Raw genomic sequence first — 18059 nt, 5'->3', positions numbered from 1 at the left:
TTATTTCCTTGCAAACATGAATTTTCCGAAGTCCAGGATGCTGTCAAGTGTATTAGAGCTGATCAGCTGGAAGCTGAGATTAACGGCTTTTTCTATGGCGGCATCTGTCATTTCGAAGCGTTCACTGTCATCTTTTGTCCAGTAGCGGAGTACAAACAGCGCCTGTACCCAGAAGCCGTGGACGTACTGATCTGAAATATACTTACGTTCCTTGATCTCACCGGTCTGATAGCCTTCTTTTATCAGTTCGCGGATGTAATCGTAAAACGCGATACGGAAGGATTCCAGTTTTTCCAGGTGCAGACCGGGCACCAGGTATTGTTCTTTTTGCTGGAGAATGTAGCTCCTGTTTTCACGCAGTTGCTGTACCCACAGGAAGTAGAAGGTGAGAAGTTTTTCCCGGGCGGAATAGTTCAGGTAAATTTCATCCTCTTTCAGTTTGTCCCGTGTTTCCTCAAAGAATGACTGCCAGATATCTTTTTCCAGCGAATCGAATGAGGAATAACTGTCGTAAAAGGTAATTTCAGTGATATCCAGCTGTTGGCAGAAGGCATATACAGAAACGGGTCTTTTACCATTTTCCAGCCAGTATGTTTTATAAGCGTCGCGTATGAGTTTTTTATCCATGATCCAGGGTTTGGCGTGTAAGTAAAAACATGACAAAGGGTGACGTGGGTTAAACGTCACCAGCTATAACAAATTTACGCCACAAACGCCGGATTAATATCAATCTCCGGCATCGGACTGTTAATAAAACCCTAAATTGATTTACCCCGGACGATGACCGGTTTCAGCCACAGTGATCCTGCCTCTGTCATCTACCAGTACCACCGTTCCGGCGTTGCCTGTCGGAAGGATAAAACTGACCGGAGAAGCGGTTTTTATTTCTCTGACCACCTGTCCGCCTTTACCGGGGATAAATTCATATACCTGCGCACCGGAACCTGCTGATGCCATAACCAGCAGGTTTTCTGACACCAGTTGCCAGGGGAGCATATGTGATCCGGTAGTAAAATTTTCCGTGATCTTCCTGAATCCCTGGCTGTCCTCCCTGAGGAACAGACATCCCTTTTTCGTTGATACTACGATCGTCGTATTGAGGGAATGCTGGAAAATGGTCATATTGTCAATTTCCGCATCCATTTTCAGTATAGCGGTACCACCCAGACTCTCAACCCTTAATACATATTCGCTGTAATGCAGGTAGAAAGGATCATTACCATAGATCTGATAAGGCATTGCTTTCAGGGGAAGTATAACCGGTAAGTTGGTCTTTTCATTGAAACATTTGGTGAGCACTCTTTCTCCTTCCATATTATCATCCTGGACATGAAGTTCCCGGGTTTGTTTATCTGCAATAAACAGTACCGGCTGGCTATCCAGATCATTTGTCACGCCGACCAGTTGCTCTGTCGCAGAATAATCAGTGGTATCCAGTCTGATATTGCTCTGGAAGGGGGGGATGAGTGGTAATTCAGGCGCCCCGATATCGATAACTCCCCAGTTTGTCTTTAGGAACATGGTCAGCTGACGATGACGCATGTTGCCGGTGATCGGGAAGTAGGGATCAAGGGTGACCTCTCTTTTAAGTCGAATCTGTTCTGCCAGGTGCTGGCTTTCCCAGGAATAGTATTTCTGATGTCCCTGCAGGGTCATGCGTAGTACAAAGACACGGGTAGATAATATCCCTACAAATATGAGCTGTTGCATCGATGCTGTCGCGCCATACCATTCGATATCGTCCCGGAGGCGGAAGCCCTGGTCCGTTTTAACGTTTACTTCCGGATATTTCTGCCGGTTGTTATAGCGGTCAATGTCCTGCGGGATCTGTTTATCATCCGGCAGTACCCTTTTCAGGAGGTTCAGTTTGCTGGTATCGCCGTGTTCTATCTGCGGACTGATCACCTCATAAGTGATCTGTGTGGTCATATTCCTGGCTGGTTCGTCCATATGTTCCCGGAAATCGAGTAAAATGGACAGCAACTGGTTATGTCGCTCCTGTGGTGTTTTCTCGGTATATATACCGGCGATTTTTGTTGCCAGTCCTGCTTTATCCAGCAGGTTATTGATCTCCAGGTACTTTACCAGGCAGTTTTTTGCGCTGGAATCATGTTGCCAGCCTTTCAGGAGTACATCGCTGGCGGCTGTTGTATCGGCAACCTTTTCCTGGAGAATACGTGCGGCACCCAGGTAGTCCGATATATTCAAGGACGCCTGTACTGCCAGTTGATAGTATTCGAGCGCACTGTCCCGTCGGGAAAGCTGCATCAGCAGATCGCCTGTCTTCTCAAATTTTTTCTGTGCTTTGTAGATCTTAATGGCTTCCAGCAAAAGACCGCCCTGTTCATAACACCTTGCTGCTTCCAGGGGCTGGTTAAGATGGCCCTGATAGAGGATGGCTGCTTCATGGAAGAATTTTCCCCTTTCCAGGAGCTTTGCTGCCTGCCAGAGATCGTTCAACAGGTGCGCATAGATATAGGCTGCCTGCCGGAAATCACCCTCCTGAATAGCTTTCTCCGCCTGTTCCCGGTATTTCTTTCGCAGTTGTTCGCTCTGATCCCAGCTGGTCTGCCATCCATCTACTGCACGATTGCTGAACAAGCCTCCCAGGTTGAAATTTGTGTTATTGGCGCTCAAACGGTCAGATGGTGGTGCGGCGCCTCTGCCGGATGCATTGTCCTGCAAAGGAATGGCGTATTTCAGTGCCTCCTGCGGGTTGGTCTCAAATAGTTTCAGGAGGCGTTCCAGCTCCCGATCCCTTTTGGCCTGTATGTCCTGCATCATTTTTTCCAGCCCTTTTTGTACATCAGCACCACCTGCGCCAGCGCCGGTCCTGCTACCGCTGCTTCTGTTGGAGGAACCGGTTCCCCGGCCGAAAGGGAAGAGGCTCAGGAGCCCGGCCAGTATTTTAAACAGCAGGCCTCCACGGAAAAAGGAGGGCTCCTGTGTACGACCTTCCGGATATTCCTCGGGAGGAAGACCAGAAGAGATGGTGCCATCTTCTTCCGGTAACTCATATAATGGTTTAGGGGCTTCTCCGCTTCCCAGTAAGTCACTGATACTAGCCGTTGTGTCCACCTGTGTAATACCGATATTCGTCAGTCTTGCCGTTGGCGGCATGCCAGGATGTGCATGGTTCCAGGAGCGGGTGAGTTGTTTGTCTGTGCTTACCAATACCGACAGACGGATCTCATCCCGCGTTTCAAAACCAACGAAGCCGATGGCAGGGTGTAATATCTGCCTGTGCCAGATCAGCAGGTCTTTCATTTCTCCCGGAGAAATGGCTGGTGTGATCTGTGCATTGACAGGAATAAAGAAGTTTCCGTTAATGACGGTATAAGGATGACGTATTTTTTCGGGTGAGGGAAGCTGGTTGTTGAAAATGACCAGCAGGCCGCCCGCTTCTTCTGTATTTTTATGTTCCGGTAGTAGAAATCCGGAGAGCCCTTTCAGCGGGATCTCCCATTCATTCATTTCACGGAACCATTCCTCCGGCGTATTGCCCCGAAGGAAAGCAGCGCCTGTGTTGTGCAGGGTCTGTGCATCATATTGCAGCTGCAGTACCATATTTCTGGATTGTGTATATAAATGGTCTGAAATATTTCTGATAGAAGGTCATTGTGTCTACCGCGGTAGCGTCTTCCGGTCTTAAATAAGCGTGTCCGCAAACGTCTCCGTTGGAGGCCCAGCAGGTGATACCCATGTTCACCATTACCGGTAAAGCTATTTCAGGGATTGATTTGCTGGAGCTGCGCAGATAGAGCATGTGCCGTACTGCGTCAAACCATACCTCGCTGCCATCTGGCCAGTGATATCGTAACAAAGGTTGCCGCAGGTCTTTTATCTTCAGCTTTTGCATGGTACTAAGGATATTATGCTCCGGTAAAGGAACCTTAAGCGGCACGAACTCTACCTTGTCCCGGGTGAAGATCAGTTCATGTCTGTTGATCACAAGGTTTCCCTTTTCATTGATGGAGATATGTTTCAGCTTACTCAACATGTTATATCTTGCTGCATTGGCATAGGAACTGCCGATTGTCTTCTTTGTTTCCGCATGAATGCTATCGAGCTGTTTTGGCGTCATGGAAGGGGCGTCAGTCAGTATTCCGCTGTATACATCCAATTGATATATACCGGTGTTTGTTTCAAACAGGAATAATTTATCAGTGACGCTGAATTCGGTCCTGATTATTTTATCTACTGTTATATTATTCAGGTTATGCTGAATCAGGGGGATGGATAACTCATGTAATTTTTTATCGAGGTAACGTACAATGAATTCTTTGGAATGTCTGTCTCTGTACTGGATGAAGAAATTATTTTCATCATGCCCATAGTTATAGACCGACATATACGCTTCGGGGAACAGAGACACCATTTCCACCGCTCCCTTGTGTTCATTTTGCCAGTATACCAGCTGCCGCTGATCTGTGATACAGATACCGCAATTTTCCCGGGTGAAAATACCGTAAGAACCATAATTTCTTCTGGCGGGAAGCATCAGCGGATAAGGCTTTTGTTCCAGGAACAGTGGCAGGTCCAGGGTTGTAGGTGTACTTCTGATGCCATGCCGGAATGATTGCTTTTTACCACGTGGCACAGGTTGTTCCAGGTTGATACGGGCAGTGCTCAGTAGCTTCCGGTGGCCGGAGAGATACCGGTACAATTGAACAGTCGCATCCCTGTCCACGGTCACCAGGAATCCATTGTGTGAACGAAGGGAGGCGAATGCGTTTTGAAAGGACGTTTCATGAAACAGTTCATCGCTGGTGATCAGGAAAAACTCCTGTTCACTATTAAGTGTATGCAATTCATTAAAAGACAGTAAGGCATTAGCGCTGCGCAACGCCGGAGAAAGCAGGTGCATCGCTTTCACAATATCGTTTCTGTTGGTCAGATCGATGGCCATGCATTGATCTCCCGCGAGGGCATAACTTGTGATGGTCGCCTGCTGTTTTTTGTCAAGGATGCAGGCCATGGCAGTGGAGATCGCCAGCAGATGCGGTGTTCCCCACATTTTTATACTCTTGTCGATGAGGATAAAACGGTGTGTATGCAGCTGGTCAGGTATTTCTTCCCGGCGAAGGTATAAGGCTTCATTGTTGGCCAGTCTTGCCATCAGCACATCATCTTCATTGGCCAGTTCGCTGAGCAGCAGTTTGTCGATAGACCCTTTATTGGTAATATCTGACACACCACCGATCGTCATATCACCGGCACGATTCGTATGCATCGGCAGATGAATGGCAGCCATCAATCGTTGCGTCAGTAATGCGATATATGCAGTACGGTCGTCTTCTGTCAGTTCCTGTAACAGATCGCTTTTGTCTGCCTGTGAAGGCAAAGGCAGTTCTTCCGGCATCTCTATGGGCGCAGGCGGAGGTGGTGAAACCGGTGGTGTTTTGATAAGCCTTTCCAGTTCCTTTTCCAGTACATCGGTATAAGGGTACTTTTGCAGGATACGGGACATGACATTCAGGTCGGCGTCGGCCTGTTTGTTTGACCAGTTATTGTCGTCTATCCGTGGTGCAGAATAATCTTCCGGCGGCAATTCCCGGAATATAGCCAGCATTTCTTTTCCTCCACCAATTGCACGTGCAAGGGGGATCTCTCCAAAGAGACAGTTGAGGAACAGCGTACGTTTATCCTGCTGCCAGTATTGCCGTGACAGTGGATATAGCAGGTCAACGAATGAATGCAGGGTACTGGTATCACGTGGTAAATCGTCAGGACTGGAACGGTATACCCAGCTCTCCGGATTGATCATGGCGCGCCACAATTCCTGCTTCAGCATCTCAGGTGTAATACCTTCCTTTGACTGTTGCTCCATTTTACCGATCATTAAAATGACCAGCAAAACAGACAGGGGAGGTGTTGTTATATATTCCTGTGACAGGTGCCCGATCAGTTCCTCTTTGAAACAGATCGTATGTCCTTTGGCAAATTCTATAACAGTGCCTTCTTCTGCCCAGTGCCAGAAGTAATCTTTTGGGGCACTGAAGTAAGCGATGGTTTTATCGTGCAGATTTTCCATTTAAAGTACATTGGTGAGGCGGATGGCGCTTCGGGTAGCCTGTACAAAACAATTCATTGGAATGCGTTCCCATTGTCCATCCGGATGAAACAGGATCATGGCACCTTTATCTGCGGCAAACTGCTCCGCAATAAATGCGCCTGCTGCCAGCGGATCGAAATCATAACCGGCCGGCAGCAACAGGTTGTTCCTGAGCACGAATGCTTTGCCCGGCAAGGAAGGCATTGGTGCACCGATGATCAGCACTTCTTCTGAGGCACATACCGCAAAACTGAGTTCCTGTAATCTGATCAGCGGGGCATTGTCTGCGTATGCTTTCCAGTATGCCAGATCGGTGATAATCGCCGCAGGTTCTGTAGTTTGTGGCGCGGGGGCCAGTTTTATGGTGAATGTCCGCCGGTTCTTTCCCGGTAAGGCGGAAACCGGCAATTCTACGGTAAGAAAAGAAGTCAGGGCTTCCCAGGTCATTCTTTTCAGGGTGTCATGCGGGGTTTGTTTACCGGGCAGGAATAAGCGGCCGTCGAAGTCCGCCAGGTAAGTATGGAGTACGGGCAACTTACGCAGCCGGATATCCGTGCTTTCCACCGGAATACCTCTTACCCAGATCTCCTCTCCGGATAGTGCTACCAGCAGGTCTGGCCAGGTACGGATGCTTCCCAGTGTTTCCAGTTGTGCCAGGGGAAGCACGATGATCATTTCTTTCATGCTGATTGCATTATCTTCTTCCAGAGTGCGTCAACAGGTACCAGTACATAGTTACGTTGGGTGGTATTGCTGATCCACTCGCAACGGCTGTTGATGCTGCGCAGTCTGTCTTTGATCTGTGCGCGGATAGCCGCTGTTGTTTCCGGATGATCCCATTGCTGTTGCAGTTGTTCTACTTCACGGTACAGCGCTTCCGCATCCGGTGTGCCACTGTTGTTAGCGCGCGGATGTTCCTGCGGATGGTGTTCGCCTTTTGCAATCACGGCATTCACAATACCGGCAATGATCTCTATCTGTTCTTCTGTATCCCAGATATAACGTAAGATCCAGAGGTCGGAGAGGAGTGCTTTATCTCTTTTGCAGAGCAGGGCACTGGCGGCTATAAGGCGTTGTAGTTTTACGGCGCGTCTGTCAGAGATCTGTACACCTGCATTCCTCAGCTGCTGTATGAGGGAGATATATTCCGGTCTTACGTCGTTGAGATCGATGGTGGTATTCAGTTGCTGTAATGCGCGCAGTTCATCGGCAGCGATTCCCTCCCGGATCTGCTCCGTTTGTTGTTCCAGTCCCCATCCTGCCTGCAACACGCTATCCAGCATTACCGGATCAACGTTACTACAGCGTACTCTGATCAGGAACCTGTCAAAGAGCGCCTGCAGCGCTTCGTCTTCCGGCAGGTGGTTGCTCGCGCCGATAAAGGTCAGCACTGGCAGTATGCGGGTTTCTTTTCCTCTGCGGAATATTTTTTCGTTCAGGGCCATCAGCAAACTGTTTAGAATGGCGCTGTTTGCGTTGAGTAATTCATCCAGGAATACGAGTGAGGCTTCGGGGAGCATACCTTCTGTATTGGTCACCAGGTCGCCATCACGCAGTTTGCGGATGTCGAATGGTCCGAACAGTTCATTCGGTTCGGTAAAACGGGTCAGCAGGTATTCGAATGTCTTCAGGTCCAGCTGGCGTGCCAGTTCGCGTACCAGCGCACTTTTAGCGGTACCCGGAGGGCCGAACAGGAAAAGGTTTTCTCTTCCCGCCAGACAAATCCCCATCAGGTCGATAATATCATCTTTTCCTACAAATGTGCGTTTCATGCGTTGAAGCACATCATTCAGCTTGTCTATCAGTGGTGATTCAAAGGTTAATGGTTCCATGTTGTTGTTATGAAGCGGTAAGATCAATTTTAAATTGTGGCCAGAACTGTGCGGTGTGCATGCCCAGTGCTTCTATCACCAGTGGCAGGCATTCCGGATGGCGGCATTTCTCATCGTCTTTTGCCAGGATAATCCGGTCGGTGTAAGTGCGTTTCAGCGAGGGATGGTCCAGTACAGCCGGCAATCCTTCAGCAGGGATTTCCGGGATTGCGGCAGCAGACAGGCGCCATTGTGCAGCCAGTACGACGAGTGTTTTTACCAGCGGGTCTTCCGGGGAGATACCTTTTGCGAGCAGAAAGATATCCGGGAGGTAGCGCAGACAAAGATCTGCGGAATAGATAGCCGCAGGCGTATGTTCGCCGTCATACGGAGGCAGGTAATGCTCTAATTCAGCCGCTTCCAGGTGTCGCAGTAACAGGAACTGGATGGTCCTGTACAGATACCCGGCTGCCCAGAGGGCCGCTTTTTCCTCATACGGGGGCGCCTGTCCGGGCATGTCGTTGATATCGTCGGTATAGTACTGTTGCAGGTGTATCCGTGCCAGACGGATCTCTTCTTCTTCAAAATCCTGCAGCACATGAGCAACCCTTACTTCTCCCTTGTTGATGAGTGATGATATGAATTCACTTAGTGTCATGGTCTTAATGTGTTGGCGCAGGTCTGCCCGCCCTGGTGTTAGCCATTGCTGAAAACCGGTAATAGTCCTGGGATAATGTAAGTACGGAGGAGGCAGTCCTCCCGCTGCCGACTTGTCCCCGGGGTGGTCAACAAGAACAATAATTCTCTAACATACTATTAACTGCGACCCCAAGATAACGACTTATGGAATTATATACAAATATATTGATATATGGATGGCCGATATACAGGGTAGAAGGGCCAGTCTTCCTGAAAAAAGACTTAAAAATGATGACTGGATTGTTATTTGTGATATCTATTTTTAATTTAGGGAATTAAATTAAAGAGATCATGTACAAGAAAACGTTAACAACGGCAGCAGCTGTTGTGCTCTCAGCCACGTTATTTGCGCAGGCGAAGCCTGAAGACACAGAGAAATGGGAACCGGTTCCAGCAGTTGTTACACCCGGTAAAACAACTACCGATGCGCCATCAGATGCGATCATCCTATTCGATGGCAAAAGCCTGGACCAGTGGGTGTCTGTGGGTAATGCAGATCAGCCGGCGAAGTGGAAAGTAGCAGGTGGCATCTTCACCGTAGATAAAACGACTGGTAATATCCAGACAAAAAGGTCTTTCACTAACTATCAGTTGCATGTTGAATGGCGCGTGCCTAAAAATATAACCGGTACCGGACAGGGCAGGGGTAACAGCGGTCTGTTCCTGGCATCTACAGGTCCTGGTGACGATGGTTATGAATTACAGATCCTCGACAACTTCAACAACAAGACATATGTAAACGGTCAGGCAGGTAGTATCTATAAGCAAACGGCTCCGCTGGTGAATCCTAACCGTAAACCAGGCGAGTGGCAGACTTATGACATCATCTGGACGGCTCCCCGTTTCAACAGCGATGGTTCTTTGCAGTCACCTGCCCGTGTAACCGTCATCTTTAACGGTGTACTCGTACAGAACAATACCGAACTGCTCGGACCAACCAAATACATTGGTAAAGCTTCTTATGACAAAGCACATGGCGCCTGCCCGATCAAATTGCAGTCCCATGGCGATAAGAGTGAGCCGCTGAGCTTCAGAAACATCTGGATCAGAGAATTATAGTCTGTTACAGACGGCCGCAATCACGTATTACAGCAGTAAATCGCTTTCGCCAGCCGGCGGAAGCGATTTTTTATTTCACCCCTCTCTTTTACAGCTTCCCCCTTATTTTTTTATACATTTAGCCCGGTTGCTGTTCATTTGCAGCTATGAATGAGCCAATGGGAAGAATGTTATACATCTATAGTTCCCTGTTTATTGCTATTGCACTGAATATTGCCCGTCTGCTTGCCCTGAAGGAGGACAGTGTCATGGCGAGATACATGCATTTCAATACCGGGGAATGGCTGTTTCAGACAGGCGTCAGTTTCCTGTTTTGTCTGCTGGTATTCCTGCTTGCGGAACATCATTTTCAGGGGCCATTCCGTAAATGGAAATGGGGTCGGGAAGGCCGCACCGTTTTATTGCTGCTGCTGTTATTTTTTTGCTTCACCACCATTTGTATTGGTATACAACGACGTTTCTTCGGACAGGGATTGCTGCCTGGGAATGGTATTGGTATTAAATTTATGCTGATACTCTTATTGGCGGGTATTGAACTGAAGATCGTAAATATCCTTCGTAAGGCGAGGTCCAGTGAACTGGAAAATGTGCGTCTGCGTAATGCGCATCTCAAAACAGAACTCGAACTGCTGAAAGGACAGTTACAACCGCATTTCTTTTTTAATGCGCTGAGCAGTCTTTCGGGCGTGGTCAGGGAAGACCCGGCAAAGGCACAATATTACATCAATCAGCTATCCAAAGTATTCCGTTATTCACTACAGCGCGAAGATGATCACCTGGTGTCGCTGAAAGAGGAACTGGAAGCGGTACGCGCTTATGCGGCCCTGTTGAAAATGCGGCATGAAGCAGGCTTTGAACTGATCATCGATCTCCCTGATGCTTTGCTGACGGATAAGTTACCACATATGTCGCTGCAACCCCTGATGGAAAATGCGCTGAAACACAATGTAGTGACAGTGGCGAGTCCATTGCTGGTCAGTATTACAGCAGAAAAGAACGGGAATAGTACTTATCTGCTTGTCCGGAATAATCTGCAACCACTATCATTTTATCCGCCCGGCACAGGCATCGGGTTATCGAATCTGAATGACCGTTACAGGATATTGCTGGAGAAAGAGATCAACATCAGCAAAACAACCACGGATTTTATTGTAAAACTACCATTGAAATAATATGTCCTTACGTGTCGCGATCATAGAAGACGAACCAGCTACTGCCCGCAACCTGCGTTATATGATACAGGATGTAGCGCCCGACAGTGAGATACTGGCTATACTGAGTGGTGTGGGAGAAGCTGTGGAGTGGTTGCAACAGCACATGCAACAATGTGACCTGTTGCTGATGGATATCCGCCTGGGAGACGGACTTTCTTTTGATATTTTCACAAAACTGGATGTCACTTTACCAGTGATCTTTATTACTGCATATGATGATTATGCCTTGCAGGCGTTTAAAGCCAATGGGATCGATTATATTCTGAAGCCGGTGGATGAAGATGATCTGAAGAATGCGATCGCGAAGTTCAAACGCTTACGTCAGCCACTTACGGATACTACGGGATATGAAGCCCTGCTGAAGATGGCGGCCGGTATGAGAGAAAGGCCAGCAGCCTATAAGCAATCCTTTCTCGTGCATAGCCGTGATAAATTACTGCCATTGGCCGCCAGTAGTATTGCGTGGTTTTACACCGCCAATGAACTGGTATATGCAGGGACGACGGATAAGAAGGAGTTCATTATTGATTTTACGCTTGAGCAGTTGCAACAACAGCTGGATCCGGCGATCTTTTTTCGTGCAAACCGGCAGTTTATTGTACAACGTTCTGCTATACAGGAAGTGGATTTTTACTTTAACGGACGCTTGTTACTGAAGGTGAATCCTCCGGCAAGGGAGCAGATTCTGATCAGTAAAGCAAGGGGAGGGGAGTTTAAGAACTGGATGAATATCTGACGGGAGAATTAAGAGGCATTTCATCAGGAGTGTCAGCAGTTTTTCTGCAAATGCAGAACGCCTGATCTTTTAGTTTGTAATTCTAAATGAATTATGAATTGACTGTTTCAGGGGATAAAAAAAAGGGAATGTTTTTTTATCACGCTTCTTTCTTTTAAGTTGATTATCAGGATAAAGTTTTATCACAATTGTCATGGCAACAATAGAATTGTAAAATCTTCGTTTATATTATGATTTAAGATTATATTATTATAGATTTGTGAGGTAAACGAGACTGTACTAAGCTTAGTTGTGAATGTAGAAAGAAGCATTAATCACTATAACATCAACATTAAATTCCAAAATGTCGCAATCTATGAAAAGACAAAATCTCTCTTTCGCAAAGGGGAAATCTACACTGTTGTTCCTGTTGGTAGCTGCCGGTATTGCTGTTGGCGTAACTTCCTGTTCTAAAAAGGATGATGACAAAAACACTCCGGGCGTAACCAGCGAAAATGCGGCTGTAATGGTAACTCAGTCTGTGACTGCACAGGGTGGTCTGACCGATCAGATCTCTTCTGCAACACTGGCTGTATCTAATCTCGAAGCAAGAAAAGCATCAGGTGGTAAACTGAGCGATTTTTGTGGTAAATCTGAAAAAGATTCTCTTAAACTGGCAGGCGATGGTCAGAACTTCAGTTTTGACTATGCACTGTACTGGACATATGGTCTGACTTGTCAGCAGGATATTCCTTCTCAGTTCAATTTTGACTATTCTGGTCGTGTTGCACTGGCAATGGAAAAATTTGCTACATCCAGCAAATTCTCTTCTGTATATACACTGAGAGGTCTGGGCGCAAACAGTGCAAACTGGGAGATCAGCCAGAAATATGATGCTACAGGCGAACTGACATCTAAAGCTGCTGAAATTCCTTCTTACTCCAGCGAAATTCACTACGAGTCAACTAACATCAAAGTGAGTAAAACAACCAAGGAAATCGTTTCCGGTAGCGCTGCTGTAAAGATCACAGGTAAAGACAGCAAGGGTAATGCATTCAGCTATCAGGGTATTATCACTTTCAAAGGCGGAAGAAAAGGTTCTTACGTTGTAAACGGCGGTGGTACTTTCGAGCTGCAGTGGTAATTATCTTAAAAGATATAAAAAGGGAAAAACCCGGTTGCCATAGCAACCGGTTTTTTTTATGTAGGCGTGTATGATCCGACGTACTAGTTATTGCCCAATACATTCAATGCAAATGGTTGTTCCAGTACCGGTGTCGGGGTTAATAAACCCTGAGCAACCACCGTATAGATCTTACCTGCTTCCAATACAATACCTGTGCGGCTGATGGCAGTTTCTCCGCTGCTTGCATTATTAAGTTTCAGTGTGTAGGTTCCTGCTGCCATTTCTTTGAATTCAGTCGCTGTTTTGTAGCCTGTGCCGGTGAACAGCAGACTGTCATTCACCAGGAAGTTTACCGGAGGGGCATCGCTACCTGCGTGTACGAAACGGATCTTCGCTTTGCCACTGGCAGGTGCGCCCAGATTGTCTTCTGCCAGGATACCAACAGTCGCATTGCCATCGGTTTCACCGGTAGCAAACAAAGAATAACTGCCGCCTTTAAATTTAACAGGCGCAGACAACACCGTGTTGCCGGTAGCGGTAGATTTAAAATCAAAAGTTGCGTCGCCATCCTTTACATTCAGATAACCGGTAGATTCGCCATAGCCGACAGCAGAAGCTGTGATCTTGCTTGATCCGTTGTATACATCTACAGATCCTGCGTCAGGTAAAACGTTTACAATTTTGACAGTTGCGTCCGGGTCAACAGTGGAATCATCATCGTCTTTACTGCATGATGAAAAAGTAAATAATCCTGTGAGGGCTAACATGGTTAACAGACCCTTGCTGGCATGATTCAGCGATGTCATAATTTTGGAGCTTTTAAAAAATGAAAAATGATTTTACTCATATAAAGACATAAACTGTGCCATTGAAAATCCAGCTGTGCTGTTTTACTTGTATAGTCCGCCGTTTAGTGGCAATTTTACACATCTTGTACTGTCGTGCATGCTTTTCTTCCTCAGATCATGTAAGTCTGTTTAACCACATAAATTGCTTATTTTAGCTGAACAGTAACGTATCCCCGTTTCTAATATTCCATATCGTATGAGCATCACAGCAAGTTTAACACAGAAAAATAATATACACGTATGCGGTAAACAGGACGCGGCGCAAACGATCATCTTCGGCCATGGCTTTGGTTCTGATCAGACAGCATTCGGTCCGCTGGTAAAGGCTTTTGAACAGGACTATAAGATCGTGCTGTTTGATAATGTAGGTGGAGGTAAAGCTGATATCGACGCTTTTAATCCTGTTCGTTATAGCAATATGCAGGGGTATGTGACTGATCTTTCGGATATCATTAAATCATTGCAGCTCTCCCATATTATCTACGTAGGACATTCTGCGAATGGGATGATAGGACTCCTGACTGCGATCAAATCCCCTGAATATTTTGACAAACTGATCCTGCTGGGGAGTAGTCCGCGATATTTGAATGATCCTGCAAGTGGCTATACCGGCGGATTTGACATGGAAGCACTCAATGGTTTGTACAATGCAATGAGTACAAATTATTACGCATGGGCAAGCGGGTTCTCTGCACTTGTCATGAGAAATGCCGACCGGCCTCACCTGGCAGAGGCATTTGCCGCATCCTTATCAGAGATCCGCCCGGACATTGCATTGTCAGTAGCAAAGGCTATCTTCGAAATGGATCACCGTGAAGATCTCAGGAAGTGTAAGGTGCCTTCCCTGGTCATACAGACCGCTGACGACGTAGCAGTACCCCTGGTGGTAGGTGATTATCTGGCACAACATATACCCGGCAGTAAGAAAGTAAATGTAGACGCAACAGGACATTTTCCCCATGTGGTGGCGCCACAGGAAGTGATCAGCGCTATCCGTAATTTTATATGACTACAACCAAACATCGCACATAGTGGCAAGCTGGGAACGAAAAGCATTGACTTTCATCAGTCAGACAAGTGAGTGGGACAGACGGAGAGACATCCGTACCTTTTTATCTTTCGGTATCTCGTTATTGCGTGAGCTGGCCGGGGCTTATATGTCCCTGCAGCTGGATTTTGAAGATAGTTATACGGCCAGGGTGAAAGGCGCTACGCCTGCTTATCTTGACGACCTTATTTTCAACCCGGGGCCTATGCATCAGTTGCTGGAAAAAACAGGGCACCGTCCTGTCTACTGGACACAGATACCCGAGAAAAACGCATTTGAAGACCTTTTTCAGGCACTTTCTTCTGCGGTGATCATACCAGTTCGTGCAGGCGAAATAAACGCCTTAATTGTGCTGGGATGGAGCGATATTCAGGCTTGTGACCCTGCCTTCCGGGAATTTATGGATATCATCCGCACCCGGATAGAGGAGATCTGCCGTCAGACACAGATCGAACATACGTCAGACAAGGTTATTACCCGCTATACCTCTATTCTCAACACTTTATCAGAAGCGCTTGTCTTTATTGGCGGAGACGGTAATTCCGGCTGGGTCAATATCGCAGCTGCGCAGTTGCTGCAACTGGAGCATCCGGGAGAGTATGCGCCTGCGGTCCTGTCTGGTGCAATGGCAACGTTGATACAACAGGCGCTGAATAAAAGTGAGATCGCAGGACAGGCCATGCAGGCATTTGCATCGCCGGTCAGCCGGGTAGAGAATATGATCTGGAAGATGGCGGACGGGACGCTGGAGGCGAGTTGTCTGCCAGTGAACGGGAAAGGGAAGTTGTGGAAGATAATTAGGAATTAAGAATTGAAATGCAGCGGAGATTGGTGTAGGATGATATTGATGAGCAAGACAATAATTATTGGCAATAAAAGAAAAGGGATGCTTCTGATATTGAAGCATCCCTTTTCTTTTTATCAGGTTATTGATATGTGCCCTGATTGTGAAAGCAGGGACACATTAATTCCTAATTCTTAATCTGTTCCGCTTCGTCCATCTTCCACGCATTATCATAGAAGCCTGCCGTCTTCACTGCCTGTGTATTACCTTTCAGCAATTCCACATCAAAGATCATATAGTCAGGGAAGCCGCTGCCACCAGCAAAGTACTGGTTGGCATCAGCAGCGCGCATACCGGCTAATCCGGTACCTGCAACTACTGCAACAGAAGCCGTTTTGCTATCTGCTCTCGGCCACATGAAATAAGCCGCGAATCCTTCACCACTGTATTCCTGTTTACCAACGGTTACTTTACCACGGGCTACCTGTACAGGTGCCTGTGACAGGAGTTGTTTCCATGCCTTATTGGTGGTAGCGTTACCGTAGATGATGATACCGCGATCAGGATAATTGGCCGCATTGAAGTCTTTATCTGCTATGATATCAACCGCGCCATTACCCCTGTAGTACCAGGTCTCTGCATCGTAACGGGCTTTGTTGAGCGACCATTCATTTTCAGCTGGCTGACCAGCGGTGCTATATACAAATACCATACGGTGATTGAAGGCTTCTTTGAAGGTACCGTTACGTACAGCGCCTTTATCAGTAGCCAGTGGAGCCTTACCGATTGCCCATTGTGCGTCATGCTGAAGGTACAGCAGACTGTCGCCGTTCTGACGGGTATAGCTGATCGCCGGACTACCATCCAGGGTAATGCTGAGTGCATTGCCCACCGGTACGTCTTTCAGGTCGATCGCCAGTGTATGGATGTTGCTGGTGGTACCAGTTACTGCATTGCGTGCATGGTTTCTGCTGAGCTGTATACGGCTGTATTCCAATGTATGTTGCTGCTGCAGGATGCGTATCCAGTGGTGTACGGCTGATATAGCAGGATTGGCGGTAGTGAAGTCGATCTCATTTACGCTGGTATCAGCCGGGATGGTGTGCCATTTGAAGTACTGGAATAAAGGACCCCAGTCTACGCAGGTATCACCATACCAATGTTCGCCGCCTGGATATTCGTAGTAGCTGAAATCTTTGTGGAAGTCAGCCAGGATCTTTTTCATTTGTCTTGCGTAGTCAACAGAAACTACTTTATCGCTGTCGCCATGCAGGATGTAAACACCACCGGCTTTATAGTTGGTTGCCAGTTTAAAGGTGTTGCTTGGGTTACTGGCTCTCAGCAGGATCTGTTCGGTACTGTTACGCGGAGAGTCTGGTATCAGCCCATCAGCGGAACCATAGCCCATCAGGGTTGGGTAACCGGAGCAGGGAGCGATCGCCGCCCATTTACCGGCGTAGGTAGCGCCCAGGTACCAGGTACCGTGTCCACCCATGGAGTGACCGGTCAGGTAGATCCTTTCAGGATCGGGATGGAAGGTATTCAGACCGATATTCAACACTTCCAGTGCATCCAGACGTCCCCAGTCTTCCCAGTTGAAACCACGCGGACGACGGTTGGTTGGTGCTACCAGCACTCCCCAGTCTTTGTATTTATATGCGCTGGCCTGGTTGATCGCCTGTACTTCTGCACCGTGTACGGACAGGAAGAACGCAGGCGCTTTTCCATTCGGATCAGCCTGTGGCGATACGGCATAATATTGTACGCTGCCATCGATATCGCTGACGAATGTATTGCTGTAGTGATCTTTATTGGTCACTGCTTTCAGTGCAAAGGTCTTCGTATCGGCTACCTGTTTGCCGCTGAGGGTCAATGTACAGTTATAGCTGCCATCAGCTGCTGTTGCAGAAGCGTCAAATCTGAATCCCACCTTACGGGTGCTCAGGGCTGCTACTTCCGGAATGGCAGTGGTCACGGTTTTACCGTTTACGGTCGCGTTAACTGACAGTCCTTTTAATGGTTGTGCAGATGTATTTACTACTACCACAGCACCTAAAAGATCGCTGTTATTATTACCAGCTACCACGAAAGGCATGGTGGAATCAGCGATGCTGATATATACCGGTTTTTCCGGGAAGAGCAGTTTGGCTTTGATGCCTGCACGACCCCAGCTACGGCCTGTACGGATGTAGAATTCGTTGTTTCCCTGACGCAGTTGTACCGGGATGTACATCCAGCCATAACGGTACATATCTCCGGCGTGCGGGGTACCGTTGACGTACACCATCTGGTGACCGGAAATGTTCAGGATAGCCGTTTGCGCTTTGGGCGCGTTGTAAGAAACATAGAGGTATCCATTGTTGATGCTACGACCGGCAAAGGAGCCGTCGGTGCCGGCTGTAATAGTCTCCCATTGCTGGGCCGCGCCTTTTTCGTCCGGAAAGGAAGCAGCACCTTTCGCGGGTGTTTTCAGTTGTCCGTTGCAAAGTTCATAGGCCAGCTGATCTGTGAACAGGGCTGTTCTGCCGTACTGGTGGCAGGGGCCGCTGATCAATCCATCTTTAAACTCGTAAGTCTGTTGAGCAATAACGCCATATCCTGACAGGAGAATTGCCAGGAGCAGTAGTATCTTCCGCATATAAATTATTTGTATACAAAATAGAAAGCAGAATACAATTGCCGGCAATATAGTGACGGATG

At 47.5% G+C, this 18059-nt stretch carries 14 protein-coding genes; 6 read left to right on the top strand and 8 right to left on the bottom strand.

The window, feature by feature from the left end:
* The 6 genes from BMZ72_RS26370 to BMZ72_RS26345 all read right to left on the bottom strand — a co-directional run bounded on the left by BMZ72_RS26370 (position 1) and on the right by BMZ72_RS26345 (position 8524).
* Positions 1–627, bottom strand: coding sequence for a TetR/AcrR family transcriptional regulator (locus BMZ72_RS26370; RefSeq protein WP_089812702.1), 627 nt, complete (start codon positions 625–627; stop codon positions 1–3).
* A 141-nt stretch (positions 628–768) separates the two neighbouring features.
* On the bottom strand, positions 769–3567 hold the full coding sequence (locus BMZ72_RS26365) for a hypothetical protein (RefSeq protein WP_089812701.1): 2799 nt from the start codon (positions 3565–3567) through the stop codon (positions 769–771).
* Positions 3545–6034, bottom strand: a complete 2490-nt coding sequence (locus tag BMZ72_RS26360) for a hypothetical protein (RefSeq protein WP_089812699.1) — start codon at positions 6032–6034, stop codon at positions 3545–3547. Before BMZ72_RS26360 ends, BMZ72_RS26365 begins: the two co-directional genes overlap by 23 nt.
* Complete coding sequence (locus tag BMZ72_RS26355; RefSeq protein ID WP_089812697.1) at positions 6035–6739, bottom strand: hypothetical protein; 705 nt, start codon at positions 6737–6739, stop codon at positions 6035–6037.
* A complete protein-coding gene (locus tag BMZ72_RS26350) occupies positions 6736–7887 on the bottom strand; it encodes an AAA family ATPase (RefSeq protein ID WP_089812694.1) in 1152 nt (383 codons plus the stop codon). The genes BMZ72_RS26355 and BMZ72_RS26350 overlap by 4 nt, the downstream gene beginning before the upstream one ends.
* A 7-nt stretch (positions 7888–7894) precedes the next feature.
* Positions 7895–8524 (bottom strand): hypothetical protein, encoded by a 630-nt coding sequence (locus BMZ72_RS26345; RefSeq protein ID WP_089812692.1) that lies wholly within the window; start codon positions 8522–8524, stop codon positions 7895–7897.
* A 332-nt stretch (positions 8525–8856) separates the two neighbouring features.
* Between BMZ72_RS26345 and BMZ72_RS26340 the strand changes: the two genes are divergently transcribed.
* The 4 genes from BMZ72_RS26340 to BMZ72_RS26325 all read left to right on the top strand — a co-directional run bounded on the left by BMZ72_RS26340 (position 8857) and on the right by BMZ72_RS26325 (position 12697).
* A complete protein-coding gene (locus BMZ72_RS26340) occupies positions 8857–9624 on the top strand; it encodes a 3-keto-disaccharide hydrolase (RefSeq protein ID WP_089812690.1) in 768 nt (255 codons plus the stop codon).
* Positions 9625–9782: 158 nt separating this feature from the next.
* Entirely contained in the window at positions 9783–10796 is a 1014-nt protein-coding gene (locus BMZ72_RS26335; RefSeq protein WP_177222938.1) for a sensor histidine kinase, read from the top strand.
* 1 nt (position 10797) lies between these two features.
* Positions 10798–11574: a LytR/AlgR family response regulator transcription factor gene (locus BMZ72_RS26330; protein WP_089812686.1), complete on the top strand. Its 777-nt coding sequence runs from the start codon at positions 10798–10800 to the stop codon at positions 11572–11574.
* A gap of 355 nt (positions 11575–11929) precedes the next feature.
* A complete protein-coding gene (locus BMZ72_RS26325; RefSeq protein WP_089812684.1) occupies positions 11930–12697 on the top strand; it encodes a hypothetical protein in 768 nt (255 codons plus the stop codon).
* A gap of 83 nt (positions 12698–12780) precedes the next feature.
* On the opposite strand, the gene BMZ72_RS26320 is transcribed toward BMZ72_RS26325, so the two are convergent.
* Complete coding sequence (locus tag BMZ72_RS26320) at positions 12781–13485, bottom strand: DUF4397 domain-containing protein (RefSeq protein ID WP_089812682.1); 705 nt, start codon at positions 13483–13485, stop codon at positions 12781–12783.
* 238 nt (positions 13486–13723) lie between these two features.
* Here BMZ72_RS26320 and BMZ72_RS26315 point away from each other — a divergent pair, with 238 nt between their 5' ends.
* Both BMZ72_RS26315 and BMZ72_RS26310 read left to right on the top strand, forming a co-directional pair.
* Positions 13724–14536, top strand: a complete 813-nt coding sequence (locus BMZ72_RS26315) for an alpha/beta fold hydrolase (RefSeq protein ID WP_089812680.1) — start codon at positions 13724–13726, stop codon at positions 14534–14536.
* A 22-nt stretch (positions 14537–14558) separates the two neighbouring features.
* On the top strand, positions 14559–15383 hold the full coding sequence (locus tag BMZ72_RS26310; RefSeq protein ID WP_089812677.1) for a hypothetical protein: 825 nt from the start codon (positions 14559–14561) through the stop codon (positions 15381–15383).
* A gap of 163 nt (positions 15384–15546) precedes the next feature.
* On the opposite strand, the gene BMZ72_RS26305 is transcribed toward BMZ72_RS26310, so the two are convergent.
* Positions 15547–17997, bottom strand: coding sequence for an alpha/beta hydrolase (locus BMZ72_RS26305; RefSeq protein ID WP_089812676.1), 2451 nt, complete (start codon positions 17995–17997; stop codon positions 15547–15549).
* Positions 17998–18059: the final 62 nt, after the last annotated feature.

It is taken from the genome of Chitinophaga sp. YR627, assembly GCF_900114995.1.
In the GTDB taxonomy this organism is placed as follows: Bacteria; Bacteroidota; Bacteroidia; order Chitinophagales; family Chitinophagaceae; genus Chitinophaga.
Note: the sequence above shows the minus strand (reverse complement) of the source record. Positions and strands in the feature narration are given on the sequence as shown.

Bases quoted from the DNA above. Each gene is read 5' to 3' on its own strand.
- BMZ72_RS26370 (WP_089812702.1), bottom strand. From the start codon at position 627: ATGGATAAAAAACTCATACGCGACGCTTATAAAACATACTGGCTGGAA.
- BMZ72_RS26365 (WP_089812701.1), bottom strand. From the start codon at position 3,567: ATGGTACTGCAGCTGCAATATGATGCACAGACCCTGCACAACACAGGC.
- BMZ72_RS26360 (WP_089812699.1), bottom strand. From the start codon at position 6,034: ATGGAAAATCTGCACGATAAAACCATCGCTTACTTCAGTGCCCCAAAA.
- BMZ72_RS26355 (WP_089812697.1), bottom strand. From the start codon at position 6,739: ATGAAAGAAATGATCATCGTGCTTCCCCTGGCACAACTGGAAACACTG.
- BMZ72_RS26350 (WP_089812694.1), bottom strand. From the start codon at position 7,887: ATGGAACCATTAACCTTTGAATCACCACTGATAGACAAGCTGAATGAT.
- BMZ72_RS26345 (WP_089812692.1), bottom strand. From the start codon at position 8,524: ATGACACTAAGTGAATTCATATCATCACTCATCAACAAGGGAGAAGTA.
- BMZ72_RS26340 (WP_089812690.1), top strand. From the start codon at position 8,857: ATGTACAAGAAAACGTTAACAACGGCAGCAGCTGTTGTGCTCTCAGCC.
- BMZ72_RS26335 (WP_177222938.1), top strand. From the start codon at position 9,783: ATGGGAAGAATGTTATACATCTATAGTTCCCTGTTTATTGCTATTGCA.
- BMZ72_RS26330 (WP_089812686.1), top strand. From the start codon at position 10,798: ATGTCCTTACGTGTCGCGATCATAGAAGACGAACCAGCTACTGCCCGC.
- BMZ72_RS26325 (WP_089812684.1), top strand. From the start codon at position 11,930: ATGAAAAGACAAAATCTCTCTTTCGCAAAGGGGAAATCTACACTGTTG.
- BMZ72_RS26320 (WP_089812682.1), bottom strand. From the start codon at position 13,485: ATGACATCGCTGAATCATGCCAGCAAGGGTCTGTTAACCATGTTAGCC.
- BMZ72_RS26315 (WP_089812680.1), top strand. From the start codon at position 13,724: ATGAGCATCACAGCAAGTTTAACACAGAAAAATAATATACACGTATGC.
- BMZ72_RS26305 (WP_089812676.1), bottom strand. From the start codon at position 17,997: ATGCGGAAGATACTACTGCTCCTGGCAATTCTCCTGTCAGGATATGGC.